Raw genomic sequence first — 24,731 nt, forward strand, 5'->3', positions numbered from 1 at the left:
GGAGAGGGGCGGTCGCGGAGTCCTGACTCCGCGGCCGCCCCTCAACCCTTGACCGGGGTCAGCTCACCGCAAGGGTGAAGACGTGGAGATCGGCGTTGTCGGGCAGTTTCACGCTCCGGACGGTCTTGCCGGACGGGGCCTGGAAGGGCTTGGTGGCGAAGACGTACGTGGCCACCGGGTCCTTGTCCGCGCCCGCGACGTTGCGGTAAGCGGCCCTGGCGACGGTCTCGTTGTCATACTGGACGGTGCCGCCTCCGCCGCCGACGGTCCAGTCGGTGAAGGAGAGGTCGACGGGGTCGGTGGTGCCGTCGGTGTAGGTGACGGTCGCCTTGGTCTGCTGGTTGCCGTTGACCGCGCTGCCGATGAAGGACAACTGGCTTGCGGCTTGGGTGAGTTCGATGGTCTGGCCGGTCGCCGAGGCGTTGTCCGGGCGGGCGGACGGCGAGTCGGGCCAGGTGTAGGTGAGGCCGCCGGACAGCGTGCCCTGCCGGCCGGGGGTCAGGCCCGCGGCCGCCAGCGCCTGGCGGGAGTAGCTCCAGCCGCCTCCGTCGTAGTCGGCCTCGTCGTGGTCGCCGACGTCGTCCGAGACGCCGGTGTTGTTGTACGCGGCGAGGAGGGAGCCCGGGGCGGCGACGGTGAGGGCCACCGGCTGCCCGTACGACGTGTCGGCCGATGTCACGGTGACCTTGACGTCGTAGAAGCCCTGTCTGGCGTCCGAGGCGGCGGACAGAGTGATCGACTGCACGCCGTCAACCACCGTTCCCTCGGCGGGCGTTGCCGTCACGCCCTCGGGCACGTCCACCCGGAAGCGGACCTCGGGGCCCGCGCCGCCGCTGAGGGCGAGGGCGCGGATGTCGAGCTTCGTGGAGCCGCCGGGTGCGAGCGTCGCGGCGGTCGGGCCCACGCCGATCTGGTACGGCTGCTCGCCCTCGCGGAAGGAGGGCGGGGCTGCGGCCTCGCTGCTGCCCCACTGCTTGTTGGCAGTGGCGCCAAGGGTGTAGTCGAGCGTGCCGCCGTTGCGGACGAAGGACGCCGGGAGCCAAGCACGGTCGCTGGTGCGCCCGTTGACCTTCAGCGACTGCACGTACGGGGTGTCGGCGGCCGCGCCCGTGGCACGGATCTTGATGTCGGCGCTGCCCGGGCGGTCGATCTCGACCCTCGGGAACAGCGGTGAGGACAGGGTGAGTTCGGCGCGGGACGGCACCTGGGGGTACATGCCGAGCGCGGAGAAGACGTACCAGGACGACATGGCGCCGAGGTCGTCGTTGCCGGGGATACCGCCCGGCTGCGTCGACCAGAGCTGGTTCATGGCCGCGCGGACGGTCTCCTGCGTCTTGTAGGGCGCGCCCGCGTAGGCGTACAGGTAAGGCACGTTGGTCGACGGCTCGTTGTCCAGCTCGGACTTGTCGCCGCCGCTGCCCGTGAACGCCCAGCTGCCGTCGGCGTTGTGGAAGAAGGTGTCCAGGCGGTCCAGGGCCTCGTCCTTGCCGCCCATGGCCGCGAAGAGCCCGGCGGGGTTGTGCTGCACCATCCAGGTGTACTGGGCCGCCGTACCCTCGACGAATCCGTTGCCGGTCGCCGGGGTGAAGCCGGTGACCCAGCTGCCGTCCGCCTTGCGGTTGGCGATGTAGCCGCCCGTCGGGTCGGCGGCGATGTTGAAGTTGTTCTGCCACCACTGGGAGCGGGTGGCGAACTCGGCAGCCGTGTTCTTCTCCCCTGCTGCCGCGGCCAGTTGGGAGATGGCGAAGTCGGCGCCGGACATCTCCAGGGTCTCGGCGGCACCACCCCAGGCGTTGGACACGGACGGCATGTAGTGCTGTTCCAGGTACTTGTCGAGGGAGGGGCGCTGGCCCACCGAGAGAACCGGCTTGCCTGCCGGCGAGAGGTCCTGCTCGGTCGGTACGGTCGCCGCCTTGACCAGCGAGTCGAGGGCGCCGTCCAGGTCGAAGTCCGTGCCGCCGAAGGCCCGGATGCCGGCGAGCGCGGCCGGTGAGGGGTCACCGTTCATGACGTGGGTGCCGCTCGCTCCGTGCAGCCAGCGGTCCCAGATCCCGCCGTTCTGCCGGGCGAGTTCGAGCAGCGACTGCGCGATGTCGGAGCCGGTGTCCGGGCTGAGGAGGGTCAGCAGCTGGACCTGGGAGCGGTAGACGTCCCAGCCGGAGAAGGTGCCGTACTGGGCCTTGTGGCCCTTGCTCACGACATGGACCTTCTCGTCGCTGCCTCTGTATCTGCGGTCGGCGTCGCTGATGACGTTCGGGTGCAGGAGGGCGTGGTAGAGCGCGGTGTAGAAGGTGGTGCGGTCGGCGTCGGTGCCGCCGCCGACCTTGACCGCGTCGAGCTCGTCGCGCCAGGCCCGGTGGGCGGCGTCCTGGACGTCCGCGAAGGTCCGGGTCGGCGGGTTCTCGGCCGCGAGGTTGGCCTTGGCGCCCGCCTGACTGACGTACGAGATGCCGACCTTGACGTTCACGGGGCCGGCGCCGGGCTCGAACTCCACATAGCCGCCCGCGCCCTTGCCCGCGACCGGACGCCCGCCGGTGGCGAATCCGCCGGTGCCGCCGCTCGCCTCGGTGGACCCCTGGTTCAGCTTGTCGTCCTGCCAGGTGCCGGTCGCCTTGAAGTCGCGGTCGAAGTGGGCGGTGAAGTAGAGGGTGTAGTAGGCGCGTTGGCCCTCCGGGTCGAGGTATCCGCAGAAGTTCCCGGAGGTCACGGAGCCGGAGACGGTGCGGGTCGCCGGGTCGATCTTGACGTCCGAAGCCGTCGACCCCACCTCGGAGTTGGCGGTACGGATCAGCAGCGAGGCGGGCTTGTCGGCGGGGTAGGTGAAGCGGCCCGAGCCCGTGCGGGTGGTCGCCGTGAGGTCGGCGGTGACGCCGGAGGCGAGGCCCACCTTGTAGTGGCCGGGCTCCGCGCTCTCGTCGGCGTGCGCGAAGTCGGCGGCGTACACCGCGTCCTTGGTGTCGCTCGCGGGTGAGGAGGTGACCTCACCCGCGTACGGGAAGAAGGGAATGTCGCCACTGCCGCCCGCGCAGCCCGTGCCGGACATGTGGGTGAGGCTGAAGCCGCGGATGCGGGTGGCGTCGTACTGGTAGCCGCCGGGCGCGGCCGTGCTGGTGGCGCTTCCCCGGGTGTTCTCGGGGCTCCAGGAGAGCATGCCGAACGGAGCGACGGCGCCGGGGAAGACATTGCCGCCGTTCTTGGTGCCGATGAGCGGGTCGACGTACGCGGTGGGGTCCCGGACGAGGTCCGGTGGTGCGGCGGTCGCGGCGAGCGCCGGGGTGGCGCCGCCGACCGTCAGAGCGACGGCCAGCAGGATGTATGACGGACGGAAACGCATGACGCGGCCCCTCCTCCTTCGGACGGGTCGCGCACCACAGGTCGCACAAGCCGCAGGGACAGTAACGTGCGCCACGGGTACCACGGAAGACCGCGTACGGGGCCGCAGACTCGCCCGGCGGGCACCCCGATGGCCCAGCACGCGGGCCGCCGGGAACCAACTGGCTTGACATCGTTGTCCGTTGAGGCGATAGAGTCATGCACAGACCATTCGACAACGTTGTCGCCCACCATGGTCGTCACAAGCCACGCACCAACCCGGGCCGGATTTCCCCCGACCGGCCCGGGCTCGCGGACCGGGTGAGTTCGTACCACCCACCCGGTCCGCCCTGAGCCGATCAACCGACCCGACAGGGAAGTGCGGTTGACGGATCGTCACCTGCGCCCTGGACGACGTATCCGAACGTCGCACTCTCGCCCGGATCGAGTTCCCCGTTCCAGTCGGCGTTGTGCACCATCACGGCCTGGCCCTCGTATGTCGCGTTGCCGTTCCAGAGGCTGGCGACCGACTGCCCGCTCGGGAGGGTCCAGTCGACCATCCAGCCGAGCATCGGGACGTCGCCGGTGTTGGTGACGGTCACCTCGGCCTGGTAGCCGCCGGACCAGCTGTTCGTCGTACGGCGGGTGGCCGCGCACGCACCGGGCGGGGGCTCGGTCGGGTTGCCCGGGTCGTGGATGCCCGTCACTTCGCCGTTGCCGCCGTCGAAGACGATGTCGGAGCAGGAGTAGAAGGTCTCCGCGCTGTCCGAGCGCTGCCAGACCACGTAGACGATGTGGCGGCCCGACTTGCCCGCCGGAAGTGTCCCGGACCAGGAGTAGTTGGCCTCGACCGTGCCCGGACTGCCGTTGAGCGGCGGGTGGTCGACCGTGAGGAAGGGCGAGTCCTCCATGTCGTCCCAAGTCAGCGTCTGCGTCGGGTCGAAGCCGTCCTTGGTGATGTAGACGTAGAACCAACCCGGGTGCGCGGCCCACGCGTTGTACGAGAAGTCGACCGTCGCGCCCGAGGTCAGATGCGTGAGCGGCCAGTCGTCGCGCGGCTGGTTGAAGCCCGTGAAGTTGGTGTTGCCGCCGCTGCACAGCTCGCCGTCCGGGACGAAGCCGCGGGTGCGGCCTGCGCCGTCCGAGCGGAGCACCGAGAACCAGTTGTAGAACGGCGTGGTGCCACTCACCTGCTGTGCCGCCTTGCAGGCCGGGTTCACGGGTTTGATCTCGCCGGTGTCGGTCAGCCCGTCCTGCCAGCACAGGAAGGTGCGGCTGGCCGGCTTCATGGGGGTGCCGTGGGCTTCGGCCTCGCCGCCCGCCGTGACGACCAGGCCGAGGGCCGGGACGGTGGCGAGGAGGGCGAGCAGGACCAGGAGGACTGCTCTGTGGCGGGTGGACAGTGGTAATCGCGTCACGCGTACGGGCATGAGCATGACAAGAGCCCCTTTGCTCAGTGTCTGTTGGGGTCCGGATGAGGTGGGAGCGACTCCGCGGCGGGTTCCGGTCCACCGAGTGGGAGCGCTCCCACCCCATTCGGAAGTTAGCGCGCACGGGAACCTCTGTAAACGCCTCGCACACAAGGGCCGCACCCCCACACGGGCGGGCGCGGCCGTCACCGCACCTCCGCTACGGGCGGCCGCGCGCCGACGACTCCCGAGCAGTGACCTGAGCGGCGTCCGAAGGGAACGGAGCGACACGGTCGAGCCCTGCGGACGGGAGTTGGGCGACCGGATCCGATCCGGCCGACACCAGCGCCGGGCGGCCGACGGGCGGCAGCACGATCGCGAACTCCGTGTGCCCCGGCTCGCTCCGGACCTCGATCAGGCCTCCGTGCGCCGCCGTGATGGCCTCGACGATGGCGAGCCCGAGCCCGGAGCCGCCGTCCGCCGGTCCGCTGCGGGCGCGGGAGACGTCGCCCCGGGTGAAGCGCTCGAAGACGTTGGGGAGCAGGTGCGGCGGGATGCCGGGACCGTCGTCGCGTACGCGGATGGTGCAGCACGCCTCGGTGGCCTCCACCGAGGCGATGACGGTGGTGCCGGCAGGTGTGTGCACACGGGCGTTGGCCAACAGGTTGGCCAACACCTGGTGCAGGCGCGCCTCGTCCCCGAGGACCATGGCCGGGGAGTCCAGGAGCAGCGCCAGCTGCCAGTGGTGGCTGTCCCCGGCCGCCCGCGCGTCCCAGACCGCCTCCGCGACGAGAGCGGCGAGGTCCACCTCGGCGGACTCCAGGGGCCGCCCCTCGTCGAGCCGGGCGAGCAGCAGCAGGTCCTCGACGAGGCCGGTCATCCGCGCCGACTCGGCGGAGACCCGGCGCCAGGCCAGGGTGGGTTCGATCCACTCGGTGCCGCGGTTCATCAGTTCCGCGTATCCGGCGATCGACGCGAGCGGCGTACGGAGTTCATGGCTGGCGTCGGCCAGGAAGCGGCGCATGCGTTCCTCGCTGCGCTGGCGTTCGCTGAGCGAGGACTCGACGTGGTCGATCATGCGGTTGAGGGCGGCGCCGACCTGGCCGGCCTCGCTGCCGGGGTCGGTGTCGCGTTCGGGCACCCGGATGAGGCCGATGACCTCACCGTGTCCGAGCGGCGAGCGGGAGACCTCCACCGCGGTGGCGGCGACCCGTCCCAGGGGGCGCAGCTGGCGCCGGATGACGACGGCGCAGACGCAGCCCGCGACGGCGAGACCCGCGGCGGCCACCACGGCCTCGACCATCACCAGACCGCTGATCATGTCCTGTACGTCCTCCATCGGGAGGCCGGTGAGCACGGGATTCCCGTCGGCCTGGAGGGCGGTGACCCGGTAGGTGCCGAGTCCCGGGACGGTCCGGGTGTGCAGCGAGCCGTCGGCCGTGATGCCGTCGAGGGCGTCGCGCTGGGCGTCGGTGAGGGCCCGCTGGGTGCCGTCGCTGGTCACCACCTCGGCGGCTACGACGTTCCCGGCACTGTCGAGCCGGGCGCCGACCGTACCGACGGACTGCCCCTGCTCCCCGAGGAAGGCGAGGCCGTCGCCGACGTCCGGTCCGACCTGGACCCCGCCCTGGCTGCGCTCGGCGGCGTCGGTGACCCGCTGGTCGAGGTGGTCGAGCAGGCTGTCGCGCTGGGCGAAGACCGTGGTGAGCGCCATGGCCACGTACACGGCGACGAGCGTGGCGCCGATGAACACCAGCAGCCGCGTGCGCAGGGACCTCCCACGCAGGCGGGCCCAGAGCGAGCGGCGCCGCGACCGGGAGCTCATCTCCCGTCCTCCGGCGGCCTGATGGCGTACCCGACCCCGCGCACGGTGTGGATCATGGGCGCCCGGCCCTTGTCGAGCTTCCGGCGCAGGCTCGAGATGTACACCTCGATCAGGTTTCCGCCGCCGTCGAAGGAGCTGCTCCACACGTGGTCGAGGATCTGGGCCTTGCTCAGCACCTGGCGCGGGTGGCTCAGCAACAGGCTGAGCAGGTCGAACTCCTTGGCGGTGAGCTGGACCGGCGTACCGTCGCGGTGCACCTCACGGGTGTCCTCGCTCAGCACCAGGTCGCCGAGGACACGCGCTGCCCCTTCGGACCGGTCCTCCTCGGCACCGGAGCGCCTCAGCAGTGCGCGCAGCCGCAGTACGACCTCCTCCAGCGAGAAGGGCTTCGTCACATAGTCGTCGGCGCCAGCCTCGAGCCCGTCGAGGCGGTGCTCAAGGGCGTCCCGCGCGGTCAGCATGAGCACGGGCAGTTTCGGCCGCTCGTACCGCAGCCGCCGCAGGACCTGGAGTCCGTCCAGGTCGGGCAGCATCCCGTCGAGGACGACGGCATGCGGGGCGCAGCCGCGCGCGACGCGCAGCGCGCTCTCCCCGTCGGCCGCCGGATAGGGCCGCCAGCCCGCCTCCGTGACGGCCACGGAGAGCAGTTCCGTGAGGCTGGGTTCGTCGTCGACGATCAGCACGCGCACACGGTCGCTTCGGGTGCCAGACATGTGACGATCCTGTCCCGGTTCACTGGGGGAACCCTGTGTTCCGCCTGAGATGAACCCATGTCCCGAACGCGCGGTCTGGGCGGAATGGCGAAGGGCCGCACCCCCGTTTCCGGGGATGCGGCCCTCAACTGCCTTACCTGGCCGCTTACTTGCGGATCAGGCTGCCTACTTGCGGATCAGGCTGCGCAGCACGTACTGCAGGATGCCGCCGTTGCGGTAGTAGTCGGCCTCGCCGGGGGTGTCGATGCGGACGACCGCGTCGAACTCCACACCGGTGTCGGTGGTGACCTTGACCGTACGGGGGGTGGTGCCGTCGTTCAGCTCGGTGATGCCGGCGAAGGAGAAGGCCTCCTCGCCGGTCAGGCCGAGGGACTCGGCGGACTGGCCCGCCGGGTACTGCAGCGGGATGACGCCCATGCCGATGAGGTTGGAGCGGTGGATGCGCTCGTAGGACTCGGCGATGACGGCCTTGACGCCGAGCAGCGCGGTGCCCTTGGCCGCCCAGTCGCGGGACGAGCCGGAGCCGTACTCCTTGCCGGCCAGGATGACCAGCGGGGTGCCCTGCGCGATGTAGTTGCGCGAGGCGTCGTAGATGAAGGAGACCGGAGCACCCTCGACGGTGAAGTCGCGGGTGTAGCCGCCCTCGGTGCCCGGCGCGACCTGGTTGCGCAGGCGGATGTTGGCGAAGGTGCCGCGGATCATGACCTCGTGGTTGCCACGGCGCGAGCCGTAGGAGTTGAAGTCACGCCGCTCGATGCCGTGCTCGGTGAGGTACTTGCCCGCCGGGGTGTCGGCCTTGATCGCGCCGGCCGGGGAGATGTGGTCGGTGGTGACCGAGTCGCCCAGCTTGGCGAGCACGCGGGCACCGGTGATGTCGGTGACCGGGGACGGCTCGTGCGCCATGCCCTCGAAGTACGGGGGCTTGCGCACGTAGGTGGACTGCGGGTCCCACTCGAAGGTGTTGCCGGTCGGGATCGGCAGCGCCTGCCACTGGGCGTCGCCCGCGAAGACGTCGGCGTAGGACTTGTTGAACATGTCCTCGCCGATGGCGTTCGCCACGACGTCGTTGACCTCGGCCTCGGTGGGCCAGATGTCTTCCAGGTAGACCGGCTTGCCGTCCTGGTCCGTGCCGAGGGCGTCCTTGGTGATGTCCACCTTCATGGAGCCCGCGAGCGCGTACGCGACGACCAGCGGCGGGGAGGCCAGGTAGTTCATCTTGACGTCGGGGTTGATCCGGCCCTCGAAGTTGCGGTTGCCGGAGAGCACCGAAGTCACGGCCAGGTCGTGCTCGTTGACCGCCTTGGAGACCTCCTCGGGCAGCGGGCCCGAGTTGCCGATGCAGGTGGTGCAGCCGTAGCCGACGAGGTTGAAGCCGACCTTGTCGAGGTAGGGGGTGAGCCCCGCCTTGTCGAAGTAGTCGGTGACGACCTTGGAACCCGGGGCGAGCGTGGTCTTGACCCACGGCTTGCGGGTCAGGCCCTTCTCCACGGCCTTCTTCGCGACGAGCGCGGCGGCGACCATGACGTACGGGTTCGAGGTGTTGGTGCAGGAGGTGATCGCGGCGACGGTGACGGCGCCGTGGTCGATCTCGTAGGTCGAACCGTCGGGCGCCGTGACCGTGGTCGGGCGGGTCGGTACGCCGTTGGTGGCAGCCGGGGCGTCGGAGGCCGGGAAGGACTCCTTGCCCGCCTCGTCGTCGTCCTCGACGTAGTTGCGCACGTCCTGCGCGAACTGCTGCGAGGCGTTGGCGAGGACGATCCGGTCCTGCGGGCGCTTGGGTCCGGCGATCGACGGGACGACCGTGGAGAGGTCCAGCTCCAGCTTCTCGGAGAAGTCGGGCTCGGCGGCCGGGTCGAGCCAGAGGCCCTGCTCCTTGGCGTACGCCTCGACGAGCGCGACCTGCTGGGCGTCGCGGCCGGTCAGGCGCAGGTACTTCAGGGTCTCGTCGTCGATCGGGAAGATCGCGGCGGTGGAGCCGAACTCCGGCGACATGTTGCCGATGGTGGCGCGGTTCGCGAGGGAGGTGGCGGCGACGCCCTCGCCGTAGAACTCGACGAACTTGCCGACGACGCCGTGCTTGCGCAGCATCTCGGTGATCGTGAGCACCAGGTCGGTGGCGGTGGTGCCGGCCGGGAGCTCACCGGTGAGCTTGAAGCCGACGACGCGCGGGATGAGCATCGAGACGGGCTGACCGAGCATCGCGGCCTCGGCCTCGATACCGCCGACGCCCCAGCCGAGCACGCCCAGGCCGTTGACCATCGTGGTGTGCGAGTCGGTGCCGACCAGCGTGTCGGGGTAGGCCTGGCCGCCTCGGACCATGACCGTGCGCGCCAGGTGCTCGATGTTGACCTGGTGGACGATGCCGGTGCCCGGCGGGACGACCTTGAACTCGTCGAAGGCGGTCTGGCCCCAGCGCAGGAACTGGTAGCGCTCCTTGTTGCGGCCGTACTCCAGCTCGACGTTCTGCGCGAAGGCTTCGTTCGTGCCGAACTTGTCGGCGATCACGGAGTGGTCGATGACCAGCTCGGCCGGCGCCAGCGGGTTGATCTTCGCCGGGTCACCGCCGAGCTCCTTGACGGCCTCACGCATGGTGGCGAGGTCCACGACGCAGGGCACGCCGGTGAAGTCCTGCATGATCACGCGGGCGGGCGTGAACTGGATCTCCTGGCTGGGCTGCGCCTGGGAGTCCCAGTTGCCGATGGACCGGATGTGGTCGGCGGTGATGTTCGCGCCGTCCTCGGTGCGGAGGAGGTTCTCCAGCAGCACCTTCAGGCTGTACGGAAGGCGAGCCGAGCCTTCCACCTTGTCCAGCCGGAAGATCTCGTACGACTCGTCGCCCACCTGCAGCGTGCTGCGGGCGTCGAAGCTGTTCGCCGACACGACAGTCTCCTTCATGCATATATGTGCGCTTGCTACCGCATCCTGCCGCCACGGCTTCTCGACGATCCGCTAAGGTAAGGCTAAGTTAGGTATGCCTTACTGGAGTGGCGGCTTTCGGTGCGCCTCGGCAGATATCTCGATGTCGAGATAACTCTAGTACATGGGCGCGGGCTGGTCATGCCCGGCCTCCTTCGGGGTACCCGGTGTCGGCCGGGAACCACCCGGCGTAATCGCCACAAGAGGGGGCACCCATGCCACTCACGTTCCGCAAGAGTTTCCGCATCTTTCCCGGGGTACGGCTGAACATCAACCGCCGCTCAATGTCCATCACCACCGGAGAGGGCCGCGGGCCCCGGCACACGCGGAGCACCACAGGGCGCCGGACCACGTCGCAGAACCTGCCGGGCCCCTTCGGGTGGCGGCGCACCAGGCAGAGCCGGCGGGACAGCTGACCCCGAACTCCCCCGCCCCCGGCCCTCGATGAGGCCGACACTCGGATGGGCGCGTTCCGTTTCGCTTTATCTCACAGGAGATATACGGTCGCGCCATGGCAGACGACTACCTCGTACGCATCGGCAAGCTCATCCGTGACGCCCGGCAGCACCGGGGCTGGACACAGTCGCAACTCGCGGAGGCTCTCGGCACCAGCCAGAGTGCCGTCAATCGCATCGAACGCGGCAACCAAAACATCAGCCTTGAGATGATCGCCCGAATCGGTGAAGCCCTGGACAGTGAGATCGTCTCTCTGGGCTATGCGGGTCCGATGCATCTGCGCGTGGTCGGCGGGCGTCGTCTGTCCGGTTCGATCGACGTCAAGACCAGCAAGAACGCGTGTGTTGCGCTGCTGTGCGCGACGCTGCTCAACAAGGGGCGCACGGTGCTGCGCAGGGTCGCCCGTATCGAAGAGGTGTACCGCCTTCTGGAGGTACTCGGTTCGATCGGCGTCCGCACCCGGTGGATCAACGACGGGGTCGACCTGGAGATCGTGCCCCCGGCCGAGCTGGACATGGAGTCGATCGACGCCGAGGCCGCCGTCCGCACGCGGTCCATCATCATGTTCCTCGGGCCGCTGCTGCATCGCATGGACAGCTTCAAGCTGCCGTACGCGGGTGGTTGCGACCTGGGGACGCGGACCATCGAGCCGCACATGATCGCGCTGCGCCGCTTCGGGCTCGACATCGCGGCGACCGAGGGGATCTACCACGCGCAGGTGGACCGCTCGGTCTCCCCCGGCCGGCCGATCGTGCTGACCGAGCGCGGCGACACGGTGACCGAGAACGCGCTGCTCGCCGCCGCCCGCCACGACGGCGTGACCGTCATCCGCAACGCCTCCTCCAACTACATGGTCCAGGACCTGTGCTTCTTCCTGGAGGCCCTGGGCGTACGGGTCGAGGGCATCGGCACCACGACGCTCACCGTGCACGGCGTGCCGAACATCGACGTCGACGTGGACTACTCGCCCTCCGAGGACCCGGTCGAGGCGATGAGCCTGCTGGCCGCCGCGGTGGTCACCGAGTCCGAGCTGACGGTGTGCCGGGTGCCGATCGAGTTCCTGGAGATCGAGCTCGCGGTGCTTGAGGAGATGGGCCTCGATCACGACCGTACGGCCGAGTACTTCGCGGACAACGGCCGTACGCGCCTGATCGACCTCACCGTCCGGCCCTCCAAGCTGGAGGCGCCGATCGACAAGATCCACCCGATGCCGTTCCCGGGCCTGAACATCGACAACGTCCCGTTCTTCGCGGCCATCGCGGCCTCCGCGCAGGGCAAGACGCTGATCCACGACTGGGTCTACGACAACCGCGCGATCTACCTCACAGACCTGAACCGCCTCGGCGGCCGGCTCCAACTCCTCGACCCGCACCGGGTCCTGGTCGAGGGCCCGACCCGCTGGCGCGCCGCCGAGATGATGTGCCCGCCCGCACTGCGCCCCGCCGTGGTCGTCCTCCTCGCCATGATGGCGGCCGACGGCACCTCCGTCCTGCGGAACGTGTACGTCATCAACCGCGGCTACGAGGACCTCGCCGAGCGGCTCAACTCGATCGGGGCGCAGATCGAGACGTTCCGGGATATTTAGGGCGAATTTCCACAACACCCCCTCCGAACGGCGAAAACGCTGATTCGGAGGGGTTCGGCGGTGCCATCGGATCACACCGACACCATTGGCGTGACTGTTCAAGCGCAGCCACCCGATGAGATTCGCCGACGGCATCGCCGTGTTCCTTCTGTCCCGGTTCGACGGACCGAAGCATCACTCTTACGGGATTGCGCGAATCCCTTACGGGGAGTCATCGCGCGATGCTACAACTGCCCTCTAGCGCGGTTCTCGCAGGACGCCAATGGGGGGTGGTCCGGTGCAGACGGACCTCTCCAATCGCTGGTCCGGAACGGGGAGTTCACTACGACGCGCGGGCCGTGCCAGTGCTATGGGGGCCGTGTGCGCGCTGTTGTTGACATTGCTGCCCGTGACTCCGGCGCAGCAGGCCCACGCGGAGGACCCGCTGGCCCCGACGCCGGTCGACTTCGTGATCCTGGTGGACGAGTCGGGCAGTCTGTCGGCGGCGGACGTAGCAGCGGAGCGCGCGGCGGCAGCGTTGCTGGTGCTGGGGGAGGTCTCGGACAAGTCGCGGGCTGCCGTTGTGGGGTTCGGGAGTGCGTCGCGGGACGGGCAGAGTCCGGTGGACACCGTGTGTCCGCTGACAAAGGCGGATGCGGCAGGGCGCGAGCAGCTGAGTTCGTGCGTGCCGCGGCTGCATCGACGCACCGATGGCGAGGGCAACGGGACAGACTTCCCGGCGGCATTGACTCAAGGCCTGTCGTTGCTGGCGGGCGACAACGACACCCCGAAGATCATCTTTCTGCTCACCGACGGTCGCCTCGACGTCAGCGACAGCCCCTCGTACGGCGTTGACGCCGCCTCCCGCAACGCCAACGCCCAGAAGTTGCTGAAAATGAAGGTCGCGCAGGCCCGCTCGGACAAGGTGCAGATCTGGCCCCTGGGTTTCGGCTCGAACATCGACAAGGCGCAGCTGACGGCGCTCGCCGAGGGCGGCTACCAGAGTCGCTGCGCCGACCTGCCCTCGGCGCGGCCGACCGCGAATATCGCAGCGGGTTCCTCCGACGTGGCCGAGGTGCTGCTCAGCGCTTTCGCCGGGGCACGGTGCGCGAACACGACGCCCGGCCAGACGGGCGAAACGTCGTCCAGCCTCGATCTGAAGGTGACCATCCCGCCGGTGGCCACGGACGGCTCCATCGAGGTGGTCAAACAGGATCCCGACGCGGTCGCGGTGACGTACTACGACCCGCGCGGGCGGAAGGTGAAGCTGCACGGCGAGGCCGACGGCTCGCAGTTCGAACTGGTCGGGCAGTCGGGACCGGTGGAGGCGCTGCGGATTCGCAATCCCTATCCGGGCACGTGGCGGGTGCATGTGGAGGTGCTCGACGGGGCGTCGACGCAGCGGATCACGGCCACCGCGATCTGGCAGGGAGTGCTGCGCTCGTACATCCTCGTGGACCCGCCCGCGCCGACCGCCGGGCAACAGGTGACGGCCCATGTGACCTTGCAGACCCGGCAGGGCGTGGTGCTCACCGAGCGGCGGCAGCTGGCCGGGATCAGGGTGTCGGTCAACCTGACGGGCGACGGGTTCAGCGCACGTAAGTCACAGCTCAGAGACGATGGCAAGGGAGCGGATCCAAGGGCCGGCGACGGTGAGTTCTCGGCGCACATCACCGTGCCGCGCACCGCCAACGGAGCGCTGTCCTTCACCGGGTTGATGACCGGCGAAGGCATCGCGGGCGATCAGCGTGCGTACGCGACGAAACTGGCCCCCTCTGCGCCTCTGCTGACCGGCGCGATCGTGCTGGACGACCACGAAGTCCACCCGGGCGGCACCGCGCACGGCGGCATCGAGCTGAGCAACACCGACGCCGCCTCGCACCGTCTGCGGCTGACGCTGGCGGGCGGCTCGACGGACACCCAACTCACCATCACCCCGCAGAGCATGACGGTGGCGGCAGGCGAGCAGGTACGGGTGCCGTTGCGTCTGGTATTCGGAGCCGATGCGACGTTGGGATCAGTGCCGGGGAGCCTTACTGTGCGGGACGAGACATCGGGCCGGGTCGTCACCCAGGCCTTTGTCACCGTGCGGGTGGTGCCGGTGCCAGGCTCCCTGGACCGGTACGGCAAGGGAATCGGCGTCGCCGCCGCGGTGCTGCTGGCGCTGCTCGTGGTGCTGGCGCTGCGCTGGCAGGACCGACGTCGGATCCGGGACACCTCGGACATCCAGCTGATCCTGTACAGGGACGAGGCAGAGGTGAGCCGACTGCGGGCCCCCGCACGAGCCGGCCCCGAATTCGGCTTCTCCCTTCGCGCCGGTCCGCACGGCACCCAGCGACTGCTGCTGGACGACTCCGCCAAACGCCACCGAGTACGCCGGTCCAAGGACGGCGGTCTGACGGTGCGGCCGCCCGGCGGCGAGCGGATCACCGTCCCGCGCGGACAGCGCTCGGCGCTGGCCGACGGACTCGCCCTTGGCTTCGCCGACCACCGCCCGGCCAAACAGGCGGCCAAACGGGCGGCCGGAGCAGCCGGGACTCCGCAGTCCAGGCGCGGCACTGCCCGGGACGCCCAGCAGGCCGCCCCGGAACAACGGTCGCGCGGCCGCGCACGTACACGCAAGGGCGAAGCCGACAACACCACACTCGTCACGCGGCGGCCGTATGACGACGACTTCTGAGGTGCGCCCTGCCTGGTCGGCGAACGGGCGGACTCCTCCGCTGCCGCTGCCGCGCGGGCAGGACGCCCCGTTCTTCGACACAACTACCAGGCCACCGAGCGTATTCGGCATGTCATCACGAGGTGAAGCCCAGTGAAGATCTATCAGCCGATGCTCTTCGTCGGCCTCGGTGGCACCGGGTGCCTGATCGGGGCGGAGTTGGAGAACCGTCTGCGTGAGGCGCTGTGCGGACCGGACGGTAGCGCGCTGTTACCTGTGCTGCGGGGCCGGCAGTTGCTGCCGTACCAGCTGCCGGACTGCGTGCAGTTCGTGTACGCCGACCTCAACGAGGCCGAGCTGAACCGGCTGCCCCACATGCGCGCGGACGGCCCGCTCAAGGCCGCGTACAGCAGGACGTCGCGGGCCACGTTCGGGCTGCTGCCGCGTTTCGATTCCTACCCCGAGGTTGCCCGGAGCCTGCGGACCAATCTGCCGGGGCCGCTGTGCCGGTGGCTCCCGCCACGCACCGGAGAACCGCGAATCGCACCGCTGATCCGGGGGGCCGGGCAGCTGCCGACGGTGGGGCGGTCAGCGCTGTTCGAGACATTCCGCAGTGGCCTGAGTCCGGCGCTGGAGCCGTTGCGGGAGGCGATCTCGCTGATCAGCAAGTCCGGCGGGGATCTGACGTCCCTGGGCGGGACACTGGCCGACAGCTGCGACGTGTTCGTGGCGTTCTCCGTGGCGGGCGGCACCGGTTCGGGCATCTTCTACGACTATCTCCATCTGATCGGGCAGGCCTTCGAAGAGGCCCGCTACCGGGTCAAGATCTATCCCCTGGTCCTGATGCCCTCTGCCTTTGACGACGGCCGGGGCGGCGGACGCGCCGCACGGCTCAACGCCGGCCGTTCCCTGGTGGATCTGTTCCGCCTGGTGGACGACCAGAACGCGCCCGACGCCGACGACAGCCTGGACGACGTGGGAGTACAGGCACAATTACGACTGGAGTACCCGGGAGGGCGGGCGCTGCGACTGCGACCGTCCACCGCGCAGACCGCGTTCCTGTTCAGCCGCACGTCCGGAATCGAGCGCGAGGACCTGCACCGAAGCGTGGTGTCTCTGGTGATGTCGCTGCTGGGCACCGAACTGGGCGACGACGACGGGCGGGTACACGACAGCGACCACCTCTACCAGTCGTTCGCCGACTCGTTCATCAACACGAATGTGGAACGGGCCGCAGTAGCGCCCACCGGCATCGGCCACCGCGGGGTATCGACCAGTCTGGTGGCCTCCATGACGGTGCCGGTCGACGAGCTTGCCGAACTCCTTGCCTCCCGGCTGCAGGCCACCGCACTACGGCTGCAGAGCTCCGCCGCACGACCGTCGGACGGCTCCAGGCGCGAACTCGTCCGCGACCTCTTCACGACCTCCAACATCGACCCGCTGTGGAGCCGGGCCGGCCTGCCGTTCAACGAGCCGCGCCCCGTCACCGGCGCACGCGCGATCCTCGACACGCTGGCCACCCGCCAGGCCGCGATGGAGGATGCCCTGGGCGACCTGGACCGCCAGCTGCGCCAGCAGGTCGCCGAACTCGCCACCGGCTTCGACCCGGTGCGTGGCGTACGCCAGCTGCTGGGCCGGTGCGATCTGCTGGAGGTCCACAGAGTCGTCCTGGGCGACCCGGGCGCCCGGGACCGGCTGGAGCGGGTCGGCTTCGCAGGCCTGTTGGAGAGCCGCCGCCGCGAACCCGAGCGCCCACCGGGGCTGACGACCGGCCCTCCGTCGTCCCAGGGCGTCCGGGACCGCATGGGCGGGCTGGTCAAGGCCAAGTGGACCGATCCGGAGGTGACCGCTGTCCTGGCCCAGCAGGACACCTGGTACCAGTGGGAGTCCCGGCGCACCTGGCACCGTCACTGGGCCGATCACGCGCTGCGCTGGGACCGTACGCTGGCCGGGCTCAAAGCCGAGCTCAACGCACTGGTGGCCGCCTTCCGCGAGCAGGCCGACGACGAGCACACCTCGTTCACCCAGCGCGCGCGGCATCTGTACCGGCCGCGTACCGGCGTCTCGTACCTGCTGCCCGCGCAGAGCGATCTGGCGTCGTTCTACGACTCGGTGGTGCAGCGACTGCTGATTTCCGAAGGGCTGCGGGAGACCGACGACGAACACGCCCTGCTGGGAAGACTGGTGAACGCCGAGCAGTGGCGGGCCGCCTTCGGTGAGGCGCGTACCGACCCCCGGCGCGCGGTCGGGGTGGTCAAGGAGCATCTCCAACACCGGGTCAAGCGGCTGTTCGTGGAATCCGGCAGCCTGGAGGAGCGGCCGCTGCTGCCGCGGCTGGGCACGCTGCTGGCCGCGGCAGCGGCCGGGGGCGGAGGGCAGGTCGGCGAGGACGCACTGGAACAGTGCCGGCACAAGCTTGCCTCGCTACTGCCAGTGGGATTCTCCCCGGAAGGCAGCGGCCGGCTGAAAGTGCTCATCGTGTATCCGGCGACGCCTTCGGACGCGACCGTGCGCAAGTTCCTCGAACGGGAGATGCGGCTGCCCCGCGACAACGAGCGGGAGATCGAGTTCCGGCCGGTGTCGACGGAGTCGATCACGGTGGTGCTGTTCCGCAGCTCGATGAGCCTGACCGAGGTGCCGGAAGTGCGAGGGACACTGACCCTGTGGGCGGAGGCACTCGCGTCCGAGCAGCCCGGTGACCACCTGAGGTGGCGTCAGCGGCTGGGCTACGAGTACGACTTCCTGATGGGCACCGAGCAGGACCGGCGGCACATACTGCACAGACTGCTGTGCGCGATGTGGAACGACCAGTTCCAGGTCTTCGGGGACGTCACCAGCCCCCGGCAGATCCGCATCGGACTACAGGACCGCGACTCGGCTGCCATGGTCTGCCCGTTGGACGTGCCCGGCGGGGGGATGTCCAGCTGGGGCAGTCTCCTGCGCGCGTACGAGTCCTGGACGCTGGCCGAGGACAGCGGCGGCATCCGCAACGCCTTCTGCGAACAGCTCATGGCGACCACTCCATACGGTCTGGAGGCCGCGCCGGTGCCACCGCACGGGCTGTTCCGCACGCTGGTGCACGAGGTGGCACCGCGGCAGAGCAAGTTGCTGCGTCATACGGAGGACCGGACGGACGGGCGGCGGACGGCCGGGTACACCGACCTGGCGGCGTTCTGGAACGAGACCCTGCCCGGTGCGCTCGATCTGCCGTTCCCCCGGGCGCACCGGATGTCCGGCTGGACGTTGCGCAAGCTCGACCAGTCCTTCCCGTCCGCCCCGGACACGTACCCGCCCACGGTGCACGACCGGCGCTTCGGCACCGGCGGCGCCGATCCCGCCGGAGGCCCCAAAAGTCCCCCAGGTCCTCAGAGTTCCCAGAGGGAGGAGCAATGAGCGGCCCGAGCGGCGACAAACTCGTCGTCTGCCTCGACCTGCGCCATGAACTGGCCGAGGTGATGGACCCGCAGACGCTGGACGAGCGTTTCCGGGACGCGATGCGTGAGGCGCACTTACGGTCCGCGGATGTCTCCCGTGTGCTGGTCATCGACACCGCCGCGGCCCTGCTGTCCCACCATGCGGCGTACGAACGACTCTGCTCGAAGTCCCTGGTGTCCACGGTGCTGTGTCTGGCCGTGGGACCGGCGCCGGGGCCGGAGGAGCATGTACTGAGCCTGCCCGCGCAGTTGCGGTCCCCGGTGGCGGCCACGCTGTGGATCGGGGATGTACGGGGCGTCGGCTGGCGGCCGGGGCAGGCCCCTTCGCTAGCGCTGACCGACACCGACCTCGCGGCGGACGACATCGCCGGCCTGGAGCCGCTGATCGAACTCCTGCAAGTGGCCGAGGTGTTCGACGGAGCGGTGGCGACGCTCGGCGAACTGCCGTCGGCAGTGGCCAGCCCCGCACTGCGGTTGCTCGTGCATGAGGTGCCCGAAGAGGATCTCATGCGTGCCCAGCTGCAGGCCCTGGACGCCTGCGTTTCACCTCCCGACGACCTACGCGCCGGGCCCGCGCCGGGCGGGACGCTCGGCGTGCTCGCCGGATACGCCGAGCCCGAGGACCTGTCGGTGGCCGACTGCCTGCCGGAGAGCAGCCTACTGCGGCAGGCCCACTGGCACAGCGTGCAGCGGCTCAGCGAGGCGGACGACGGCCTGAACCGGCTGGCGAGCTGGCGTGGGCTGCTGCGCTTGGAGGATCCGGCCGCCGGGGTGGTCGAGTCGCTGCGCGAAGCCGGACACTCGCTGGCCGACTACCGAGACTCCATCGAGCAGACCTTCGAGTGGGTGGACGGCCGGGCTGGGCTCAATGCCGACGGCCGCGACCATCTGACGCAGATGGGCATCCAGCTACCGCATGTGCCCGGCACTCGCCCCGACGAAGTAGGGAACGAGCTTCGCCGGCAGGTGATGCTTCGACTGGAGCGTCGTCACCCGCTGCCCGAGATCGTGTCCTGGCTACGGGACTTCGCCGGACGTTCGGCGCCCACCGGCAGCGCGGCCCAGATCGACCGACTGCACCGTGTCTGTCCCGACTCCCTGCTGGACACGCTGGTGGAACCGCCGCCCCCGGTGGTGGGCAACAACGTGGTACGCCCGGGGCTGTGGGGGTTCGCCGCCGCGCTGCTGGCCGCGGTGAGCCCGCTGGGCATATGGGGGGCGGGGCTGGTGCTGCTGTTACTGATGGCGGGGACGGTCCGTACGGCGGGATCGGTCCGGCGGGTGCCGTGGGTGGTCGCCTTCGCGCTGGCGGGGGCCTGGGCGGTCGGCAGCGCCGCGGGCCTGGCCCTGCGCGCGAGCGGCCTGCCCGCCTGGGCCGGCGCCCCGCTCATGGTGCTGGCCCTGCTCGCGGTGGCGCTGTCCGCCCACTCCCTCTGGACGGCGACCGTGCGGGACTGGCGGGCGGACACCGGCCTCAGCGAGGCCGTCGCGGCTGCCGAGCACCTCGGGGACGTCCTTGACCAGGGCGTACTGGGGCACTGGCTGCTGGCCGACGCCAGGGCCGGAGCATCCGACCAGGCCAAAGCCCTGGCCCACCTGGTGCAGACGGTCTGCGGCACGCTGGCTGAGTTCGCCGAGCAACTCGGACGTCGGGCCCGCCCTGCCTGGCCCGCCGCCCCCGGCGGAACCGGGCGCGCGGGGCCGGCCGGCCAACGCGGTGGCAGCACGTTCGCGGTGGAGTACGTGGGCCAGGCCGGGCAGGCCTTGCAGGTCACGCTGGCCGGGGACATCACCGATCTGGTGGCCGAGGTGCTCTCCCCGTACTGGCATGTGGTGCTGCGCGACCCGTCCAGCGCCGCGTCGCTGCCGGTGGTGGCCCGCACCGATGAACTGGTCCACGAGTACCAGCAGCAGTTGGCCCGCGTCGGCACCACGCCCGCTCCGCCGTTCGCGCTGGTGCCTGCCAACCGGCCGGATCCTGCCACCCTGGTCGGGGTGGACCTGAACCGCATCGTGGACGTGCTGCTGCCGGACAGCCGCGGCGAAGCCCTCCAGCTGTGCTCCCCGGACCAGTTGCGCATGCTCGACCGGACCCCGGCCGCGGCCCGCAGCTTCGGATTCGTACCGCAGGCAGTGCAGGGTGCGTTCTGGAAGACGGTGGAGGACCAGCCGGGCGCCACGGGCGCCCGGCATGGGCAGGACGGCGAGGGTGGCGGCGTGGACGAGGAGCGGCCGGGCCCCAGTTGGCCGGCGGCCCGGTCGTCGGCGTCGATGTCGGCGCAGCTGCCGGAGATCGTCTGGACGGCATCGGGACGGTTCGCCGGACTGCTGCGACTGGTGCCGCTGTCGTCGGGCGCCGTCCGCTCGGTGTGGCCCGAGGAGGCCGTCGAGACCGCACGGGAGACCTCCTCGCCCCCGTCGGCGTCCCGCACGCCGGGTGAGACCGGGTGAGGCGGCGAAGGACACGGAAAGGTTGGCCGGAGCGCTGAAGGGTTTGCGGAGAGTGGCCGAATGAACGAGACGCTTGCCTTTGTCGACTCCTCCGGCATGCCTGAGCGCGTCCGGATACTCGACATCGGCGCGGACGAACCCCACCAGCCGGGTTCCGGGTTCCGCACCCGGGTCGTGCGCCTGGAGGACGGGCGTCGGATGCTGCAACGGCGGCTGCTGCCCGCTCATGCTCTCCGCGCGGAGAGCCTGGACGTGCTGGAGGCGGAGATCCGCGCCGGCCTCACCCTGATCCGGGCCTTCCGCGAGGTGCTGTACCCGCCGGAGTTCACCCGGCTCGCCGGGTACGCCATCGAGGTGGAGGCGCCGTTCCTGCTCCTTGATCTGCTGCGGGAAGGGCAGCCCATGGCCGAGATCGCCCGGGGTCTGGTGCTGTCGACGGAACAGAAGAAGTTCGAGAGCAGCCTCTTCCGGGCACTGCGGCTGCTGGAGTGGGCGGGCCTGGTACACCGTTCGATCAGTCCGGCGACCGTACGCTGGGACGGTGCTCGCGTGCAGCTGACCAATCTTGGCTCGGCCGACCGGGCGGGCCGACCCCGGCAGCGGCTCGGCGCCCTGCCGTGGGCCTCGCCCGAGCAGCGCGAGGGTATCGGCACCATCGACCACCGCGACGACATCTGGAGCGCCGGTCAACTGGTGTACTTCGTCGCCAACTCCCGTGAGTCGAGCGGCAGTCGGATGCCGCCGCTGGCCGGACCGGTTCGCGACGACCTGCTCAGGAACGTCTTCGCCGAACACGCCGGGCAGCGTCCGGACGCAAGAACGATGTTGCGGCGGATCGCCGCCCCGGACCCCTGGGACGACCTGGGCCGTCCGGCGGACCCGCTCCAGGCGGGCCGCAAGCACTTCGCCGAACTTCTGGCCGACAAGGGCCCGCTGGCCTGGCCCATACCGTCCGCCGTCCGGCAGCCGGACCCGCCCGAGGCCGCCGCACCCCCCAGGGCGGATGGCGAGCACGAGCCCGGCACGGCCTGGCCACGGCGCCGGCCCCGCGCCGGCGGGACGGGCCGATGGGGAACGAGTCACCGCAGGGCAGAGGAAGGCGGATAGTGGACTACGGAATGCCGGACGAGCAGTCACGACAGCCGGTGCGCTGCCCCAGCTGCCTGGAGGAGCTGTACTTCGACGAGCGGCGGCTCTACCTCACCGATCCCCAGACCGACAAGCCCCAACTGTGGGACCCCGCCACCGAGCCGAACGCTGTCCGGCGGCAGGACCAGATGAACCGGGCTTTCCTGAAGTGCCCCAACGAGAGTACCCAGGCGCACTTCCTGCCCGTGCCCTACCTGGTCTTCGGCCCACCGCTCACCATCGCCTTCGTCGGTCAGTCCGGCACCGGCAAGACCCATCTGCTGGCCGCGATGATGGCCGAGATCGGCCGCGGTGGCCTGGACTCCCTGGGCATCCGCTGCCGTTCGGTCAACACCTCCCAGCATCACGCCTTTCTGGCTCGCGCGGTCAACGAACTGGAAGCGGGGCGGGTGCTGCCCGCCACCAGTGCCACGGACTTCGTGGAGTTCACCGACGCACTGCTGGTCACGGTCAACGGGCGGACCCGGCCGGTGGCCTTCTTCGACATCGCCGGGGAGTCGCTGCAACTCCCCGGCAAAGTCACCGAGTTCCTCCTCGGCGTGGACGCGTTGATCTTCGTCGTCGACGCACTGCGGGCGCTGCGCCTGAAGCAGCTGATCCCGGCCCGGGAGACCGCTGGCGTCCCCCAGCGGCAGGCGGGTATCGCCGACCCCACCTTCTCCGCCGTCCTGGACCGGCTGCCGCGCCCCAGGGATCTGTGCGAGGTGCCGACTGCAATCGTGCTGAACAAGTGCGATGTCCTGCGCTTCGAACCCCCCATCGATCACTGGCTGCGTGAGGACGGCCGCATCGAGGGCACTCCCGACCCCGCGCAGACCTACCGGGAGAGCCAGGACGTCTACGCTTTTCTGACGCATCATCAGGCGACCCCATGGTTGCGGCCGTTCATGGAGTGCCGACGCTGCACTCTGCACTTCGTCTCGGCCACCGGCATGTCACCCGCCGCCCCGCCCGTCGCCAACGGGCACCCGGTGGCCACCGGAACGCCCACCGCCTTCGCCGGAGGCATCCGGCCCCGCCGGGTCCTCGGCCCGCTTCTATCCGTGTTCCAGATGTGCGGTCTCCTGGACTCGCCGGGGCCGACTCCCCGGCTCAGGGAGGTGTGAGGCCATGCCCGCGTCGAACTCCGCGGTCAACCAGATGATCTGCGCCTACAACCCCGAAAACCCCTCCGACAACAGAGGCTTCGGCCCGGTCGCCGCCTCCTTCGGCATGCCCCAGGCAGTCAGCCTCTTCAAGCTCGCGGAGCGCATGCTGCGGCCCCCCGGCGACTCCCCCACCGCACTCGACTCGATCGCGTGCGACCTACTGCCCTCCGGCGAGGAACTGATCGTGCGGCGGACCATCGCCCGCGACGCCCTGTCCCGGGGCAATGTGCTCAGTCAGGCCCTGATCGGCTCCCCGGGCCAGTTCACCGCCCAGTTCGGCCTCGGCCTCGACCCGGCCGACTGGCCGCTCGGCGAATCGCTTCCGCCCGTACAACTGCACTATCCACTGTCCCGCTTGGGCTACGCGGATCTGCACCGCCGTGCCCTCGACGGCGCCGCACGGCTCCGCAAGGTCAGTCGCGACCCGACCCTCACGGAACCTCTGAACCACCTGGTGGCCTGGGTGCTGAACGAGCCCGGACAGAGACTCTCCGTCATCGCCCGGGTGATCGGCGACCACCCCCGAGCCGTCCTGCTCGGCCTCGTGGACATCCTGGACCCCCTCGTCCCCGGCCCCTGGTCCTTCTCGACCCGGGAATCGGCCGAATCCCACGCCTACCGCCTCATCGTCATGCCGGAATGGCCCCGCGCCGGCAGTCCCGAACACCACCGCCTTCGCCTGGGCGGGAGCCTCGCACCCGACGAAGACGCCCGCCTCGCGGCGGAGATGCTCGTGGCCCGCTACCAGGAACACGGCCTGGAGGGACTGGAGATACTGGGCCGGGATGCGGGGCACTGGCATCAGATGCAGCCGGCCGAACGGACCCAGTCGCTGGTGAGCACACTGTCCGTGCATGCGACCGGGCCTGCGTGTCCGAGGCTGCCGTCGGACGCGGTGCCGGAACCGACACCGGCGTATGCATCCGCATATCCCATCGAAGGGGCCGACGAACTGGGAGGGTCCGCCGTCGACACCATGGCGGAGCAACCGGATGCCACGGCCGAGGAAGCTCCCGAAACACCCGCCCCGGCGCAGTCGCCCTCGTCGACACCGGACTTCCCGGAGCCCCCGGCCGAGGATCCGGCGTCGACCCCCAAGCCCGGTCGCTTCAACGCCGCCGCACTGGTCGAGTGGCTGCTCCAGCCACACAGTGAGACCGACGACCGGCAGCTGCGGCTGTCGCTGGAAAGCGAAGTCGACCGCTGCAGCGCACAGGAGATCGATGCCGCCTGCCTAAAGGCGATCGGCCTACGGCTCGGCCTTGCGGATGCCGAGGGCACGGTGAGTTCATGGGGGAAGGTGACCCTCAACGATCCCCAGTACCTCTACGACCTGCTCATCCATCGCGCCATCGCGCACGAGGAGCCCGCCCATGCCTGGGCCGCGTTCCTACGGGACGAGGCGGCGGTGGGACTGCCCGAGCCCTTGCGCAAGGTGGTGCGGAGGATGTTCGACCAGTCCGAGCGCCACACCGTCGTCATCCACCACGCCTTCTTCGTCGTACTGGGGCATCTGGCGATCCCCCCGTTCCTGTGCCCGGACGCACCGACCCACTCCCTGCGGCGGCCAGCGCGCACGGGAGGACTGTCCCCGGATGTGCGGTTGATTGCCAAGGCGTATTTGTTGATCTTCGTACCCCTTGCTGGGGTCGTCCTGCTCATCTGGCTGACCCTGTTGTGAGTCCTGACGGTACC

13 protein-coding genes are annotated in these 24,731 nt (G+C 70.0%); 8 read left to right on the forward strand and 5 right to left on the reverse strand.

Features of this window, described 5'->3' with window-relative positions:
* Positions 1–58 precede the first annotated feature (58 nt).
* From OG266_RS10495 to acnA, 5 genes are all read right to left on the reverse strand, one after another.
* Complete coding sequence (locus OG266_RS10495) at positions 59–3,334, reverse strand: GH92 family glycosyl hydrolase (protein ID WP_371544930.1); 3,276 nt, start codon at positions 3,332–3,334, stop codon at positions 59–61.
* A gap of 337 nt (positions 3,335–3,671) precedes the next feature.
* The gene (locus OG266_RS10500) at positions 3,672–4,748 is read right to left on the reverse strand and encodes a lytic polysaccharide monooxygenase (RefSeq protein ID WP_371544933.1); all 1,077 of its coding nucleotides are present in this window, start codon (positions 4,746–4,748) and stop codon (positions 3,672–3,674) included.
* A 193-nt stretch (positions 4,749–4,941) separates the two neighbouring features.
* Complete coding sequence (locus OG266_RS10505; RefSeq protein WP_371544935.1) at positions 4,942–6,546, reverse strand: sensor histidine kinase; 1,605 nt, start codon at positions 6,544–6,546, stop codon at positions 4,942–4,944.
* Positions 6,543–7,259: a response regulator transcription factor gene (locus OG266_RS10510; protein ID WP_371544938.1), complete on the reverse strand. Its 717-nt coding sequence runs from the start codon at positions 7,257–7,259 to the stop codon at positions 6,543–6,545. Before OG266_RS10510 ends, OG266_RS10505 begins: the two co-directional genes overlap by 4 nt.
* A 165-nt stretch (positions 7,260–7,424) precedes the next feature.
* Positions 7,425–10,139, reverse strand: coding sequence for an aconitate hydratase AcnA (acnA, locus tag OG266_RS10515; protein WP_371544940.1), 2,715 nt, complete (start codon positions 10,137–10,139; stop codon positions 7,425–7,427).
* 251 nt (positions 10,140–10,390) lie between these two features.
* Between acnA and OG266_RS10520 the strand changes: the two genes are divergently transcribed.
* The 8 genes from OG266_RS10520 to OG266_RS10555 all read left to right on the forward strand — a co-directional run bounded on the left by OG266_RS10520 (position 10,391) and on the right by OG266_RS10555 (position 24,717).
* On the forward strand, positions 10,391–10,591 hold the full coding sequence (locus OG266_RS10520) for a DUF4236 domain-containing protein (RefSeq protein WP_326720160.1): 201 nt from the start codon (positions 10,391–10,393) through the stop codon (positions 10,589–10,591).
* Positions 10,592–10,686: 95 nt separating this feature from the next.
* On the forward strand, positions 10,687–12,216 hold the full coding sequence (locus tag OG266_RS10525; protein WP_266474161.1) for a UDP-N-acetylglucosamine 1-carboxyvinyltransferase: 1,530 nt from the start codon (positions 10,687–10,689) through the stop codon (positions 12,214–12,216).
* 388 nt (positions 12,217–12,604) lie between these two features.
* Positions 12,605–14,875 carry a vWA domain-containing protein gene (locus tag OG266_RS10530; protein ID WP_371544942.1) on the forward strand — a complete coding sequence of 757 codons (2,271 nt, stop codon included), beginning with the start codon at positions 12,605–12,607 and terminating at the stop codon, positions 14,873–14,875.
* A gap of 132 nt (positions 14,876–15,007) precedes the next feature.
* Positions 15,008–18,247, forward strand: coding sequence for a tubulin-like doman-containing protein (locus OG266_RS10535; RefSeq protein ID WP_371544944.1), 3,240 nt, complete (start codon positions 15,008–15,010; stop codon positions 18,245–18,247).
* A complete protein-coding gene (locus OG266_RS10540; RefSeq protein ID WP_371544947.1) occupies positions 18,244–20,739 on the forward strand; it encodes a hypothetical protein in 2,496 nt (831 codons plus the stop codon). The genes OG266_RS10535 and OG266_RS10540 overlap by 4 nt, the downstream gene beginning before the upstream one ends.
* 60 nt (positions 20,740–20,799) lie before the next feature.
* Positions 20,800–21,846, forward strand: coding sequence for a hypothetical protein (locus OG266_RS10545; RefSeq protein WP_371544949.1), 1,047 nt, complete (start codon positions 20,800–20,802; stop codon positions 21,844–21,846).
* Positions 21,846–22,994 (forward strand): hypothetical protein, encoded by a 1,149-nt coding sequence (locus OG266_RS10550; RefSeq protein WP_371544951.1) that lies wholly within the window; start codon positions 21,846–21,848, stop codon positions 22,992–22,994. The genes OG266_RS10545 and OG266_RS10550 overlap by 1 nt, the downstream gene beginning before the upstream one ends.
* Before the next feature lie 4 nt (positions 22,995–22,998).
* The gene (locus tag OG266_RS10555; protein ID WP_371544953.1) at positions 22,999–24,717 is read left to right on the forward strand and encodes a hypothetical protein; all 1,719 of its coding nucleotides are present in this window, start codon (positions 22,999–23,001) and stop codon (positions 24,715–24,717) included.
* Positions 24,718–24,731: the final 14 nt, after the last annotated feature.

The sequence above is a fragment of the Streptomyces sp. NBC_00554 genome (assembly GCF_041431135.1).
GTDB lineage: Bacteria > Actinomycetota > Actinomycetes > Streptomycetales > Streptomycetaceae > Streptomyces.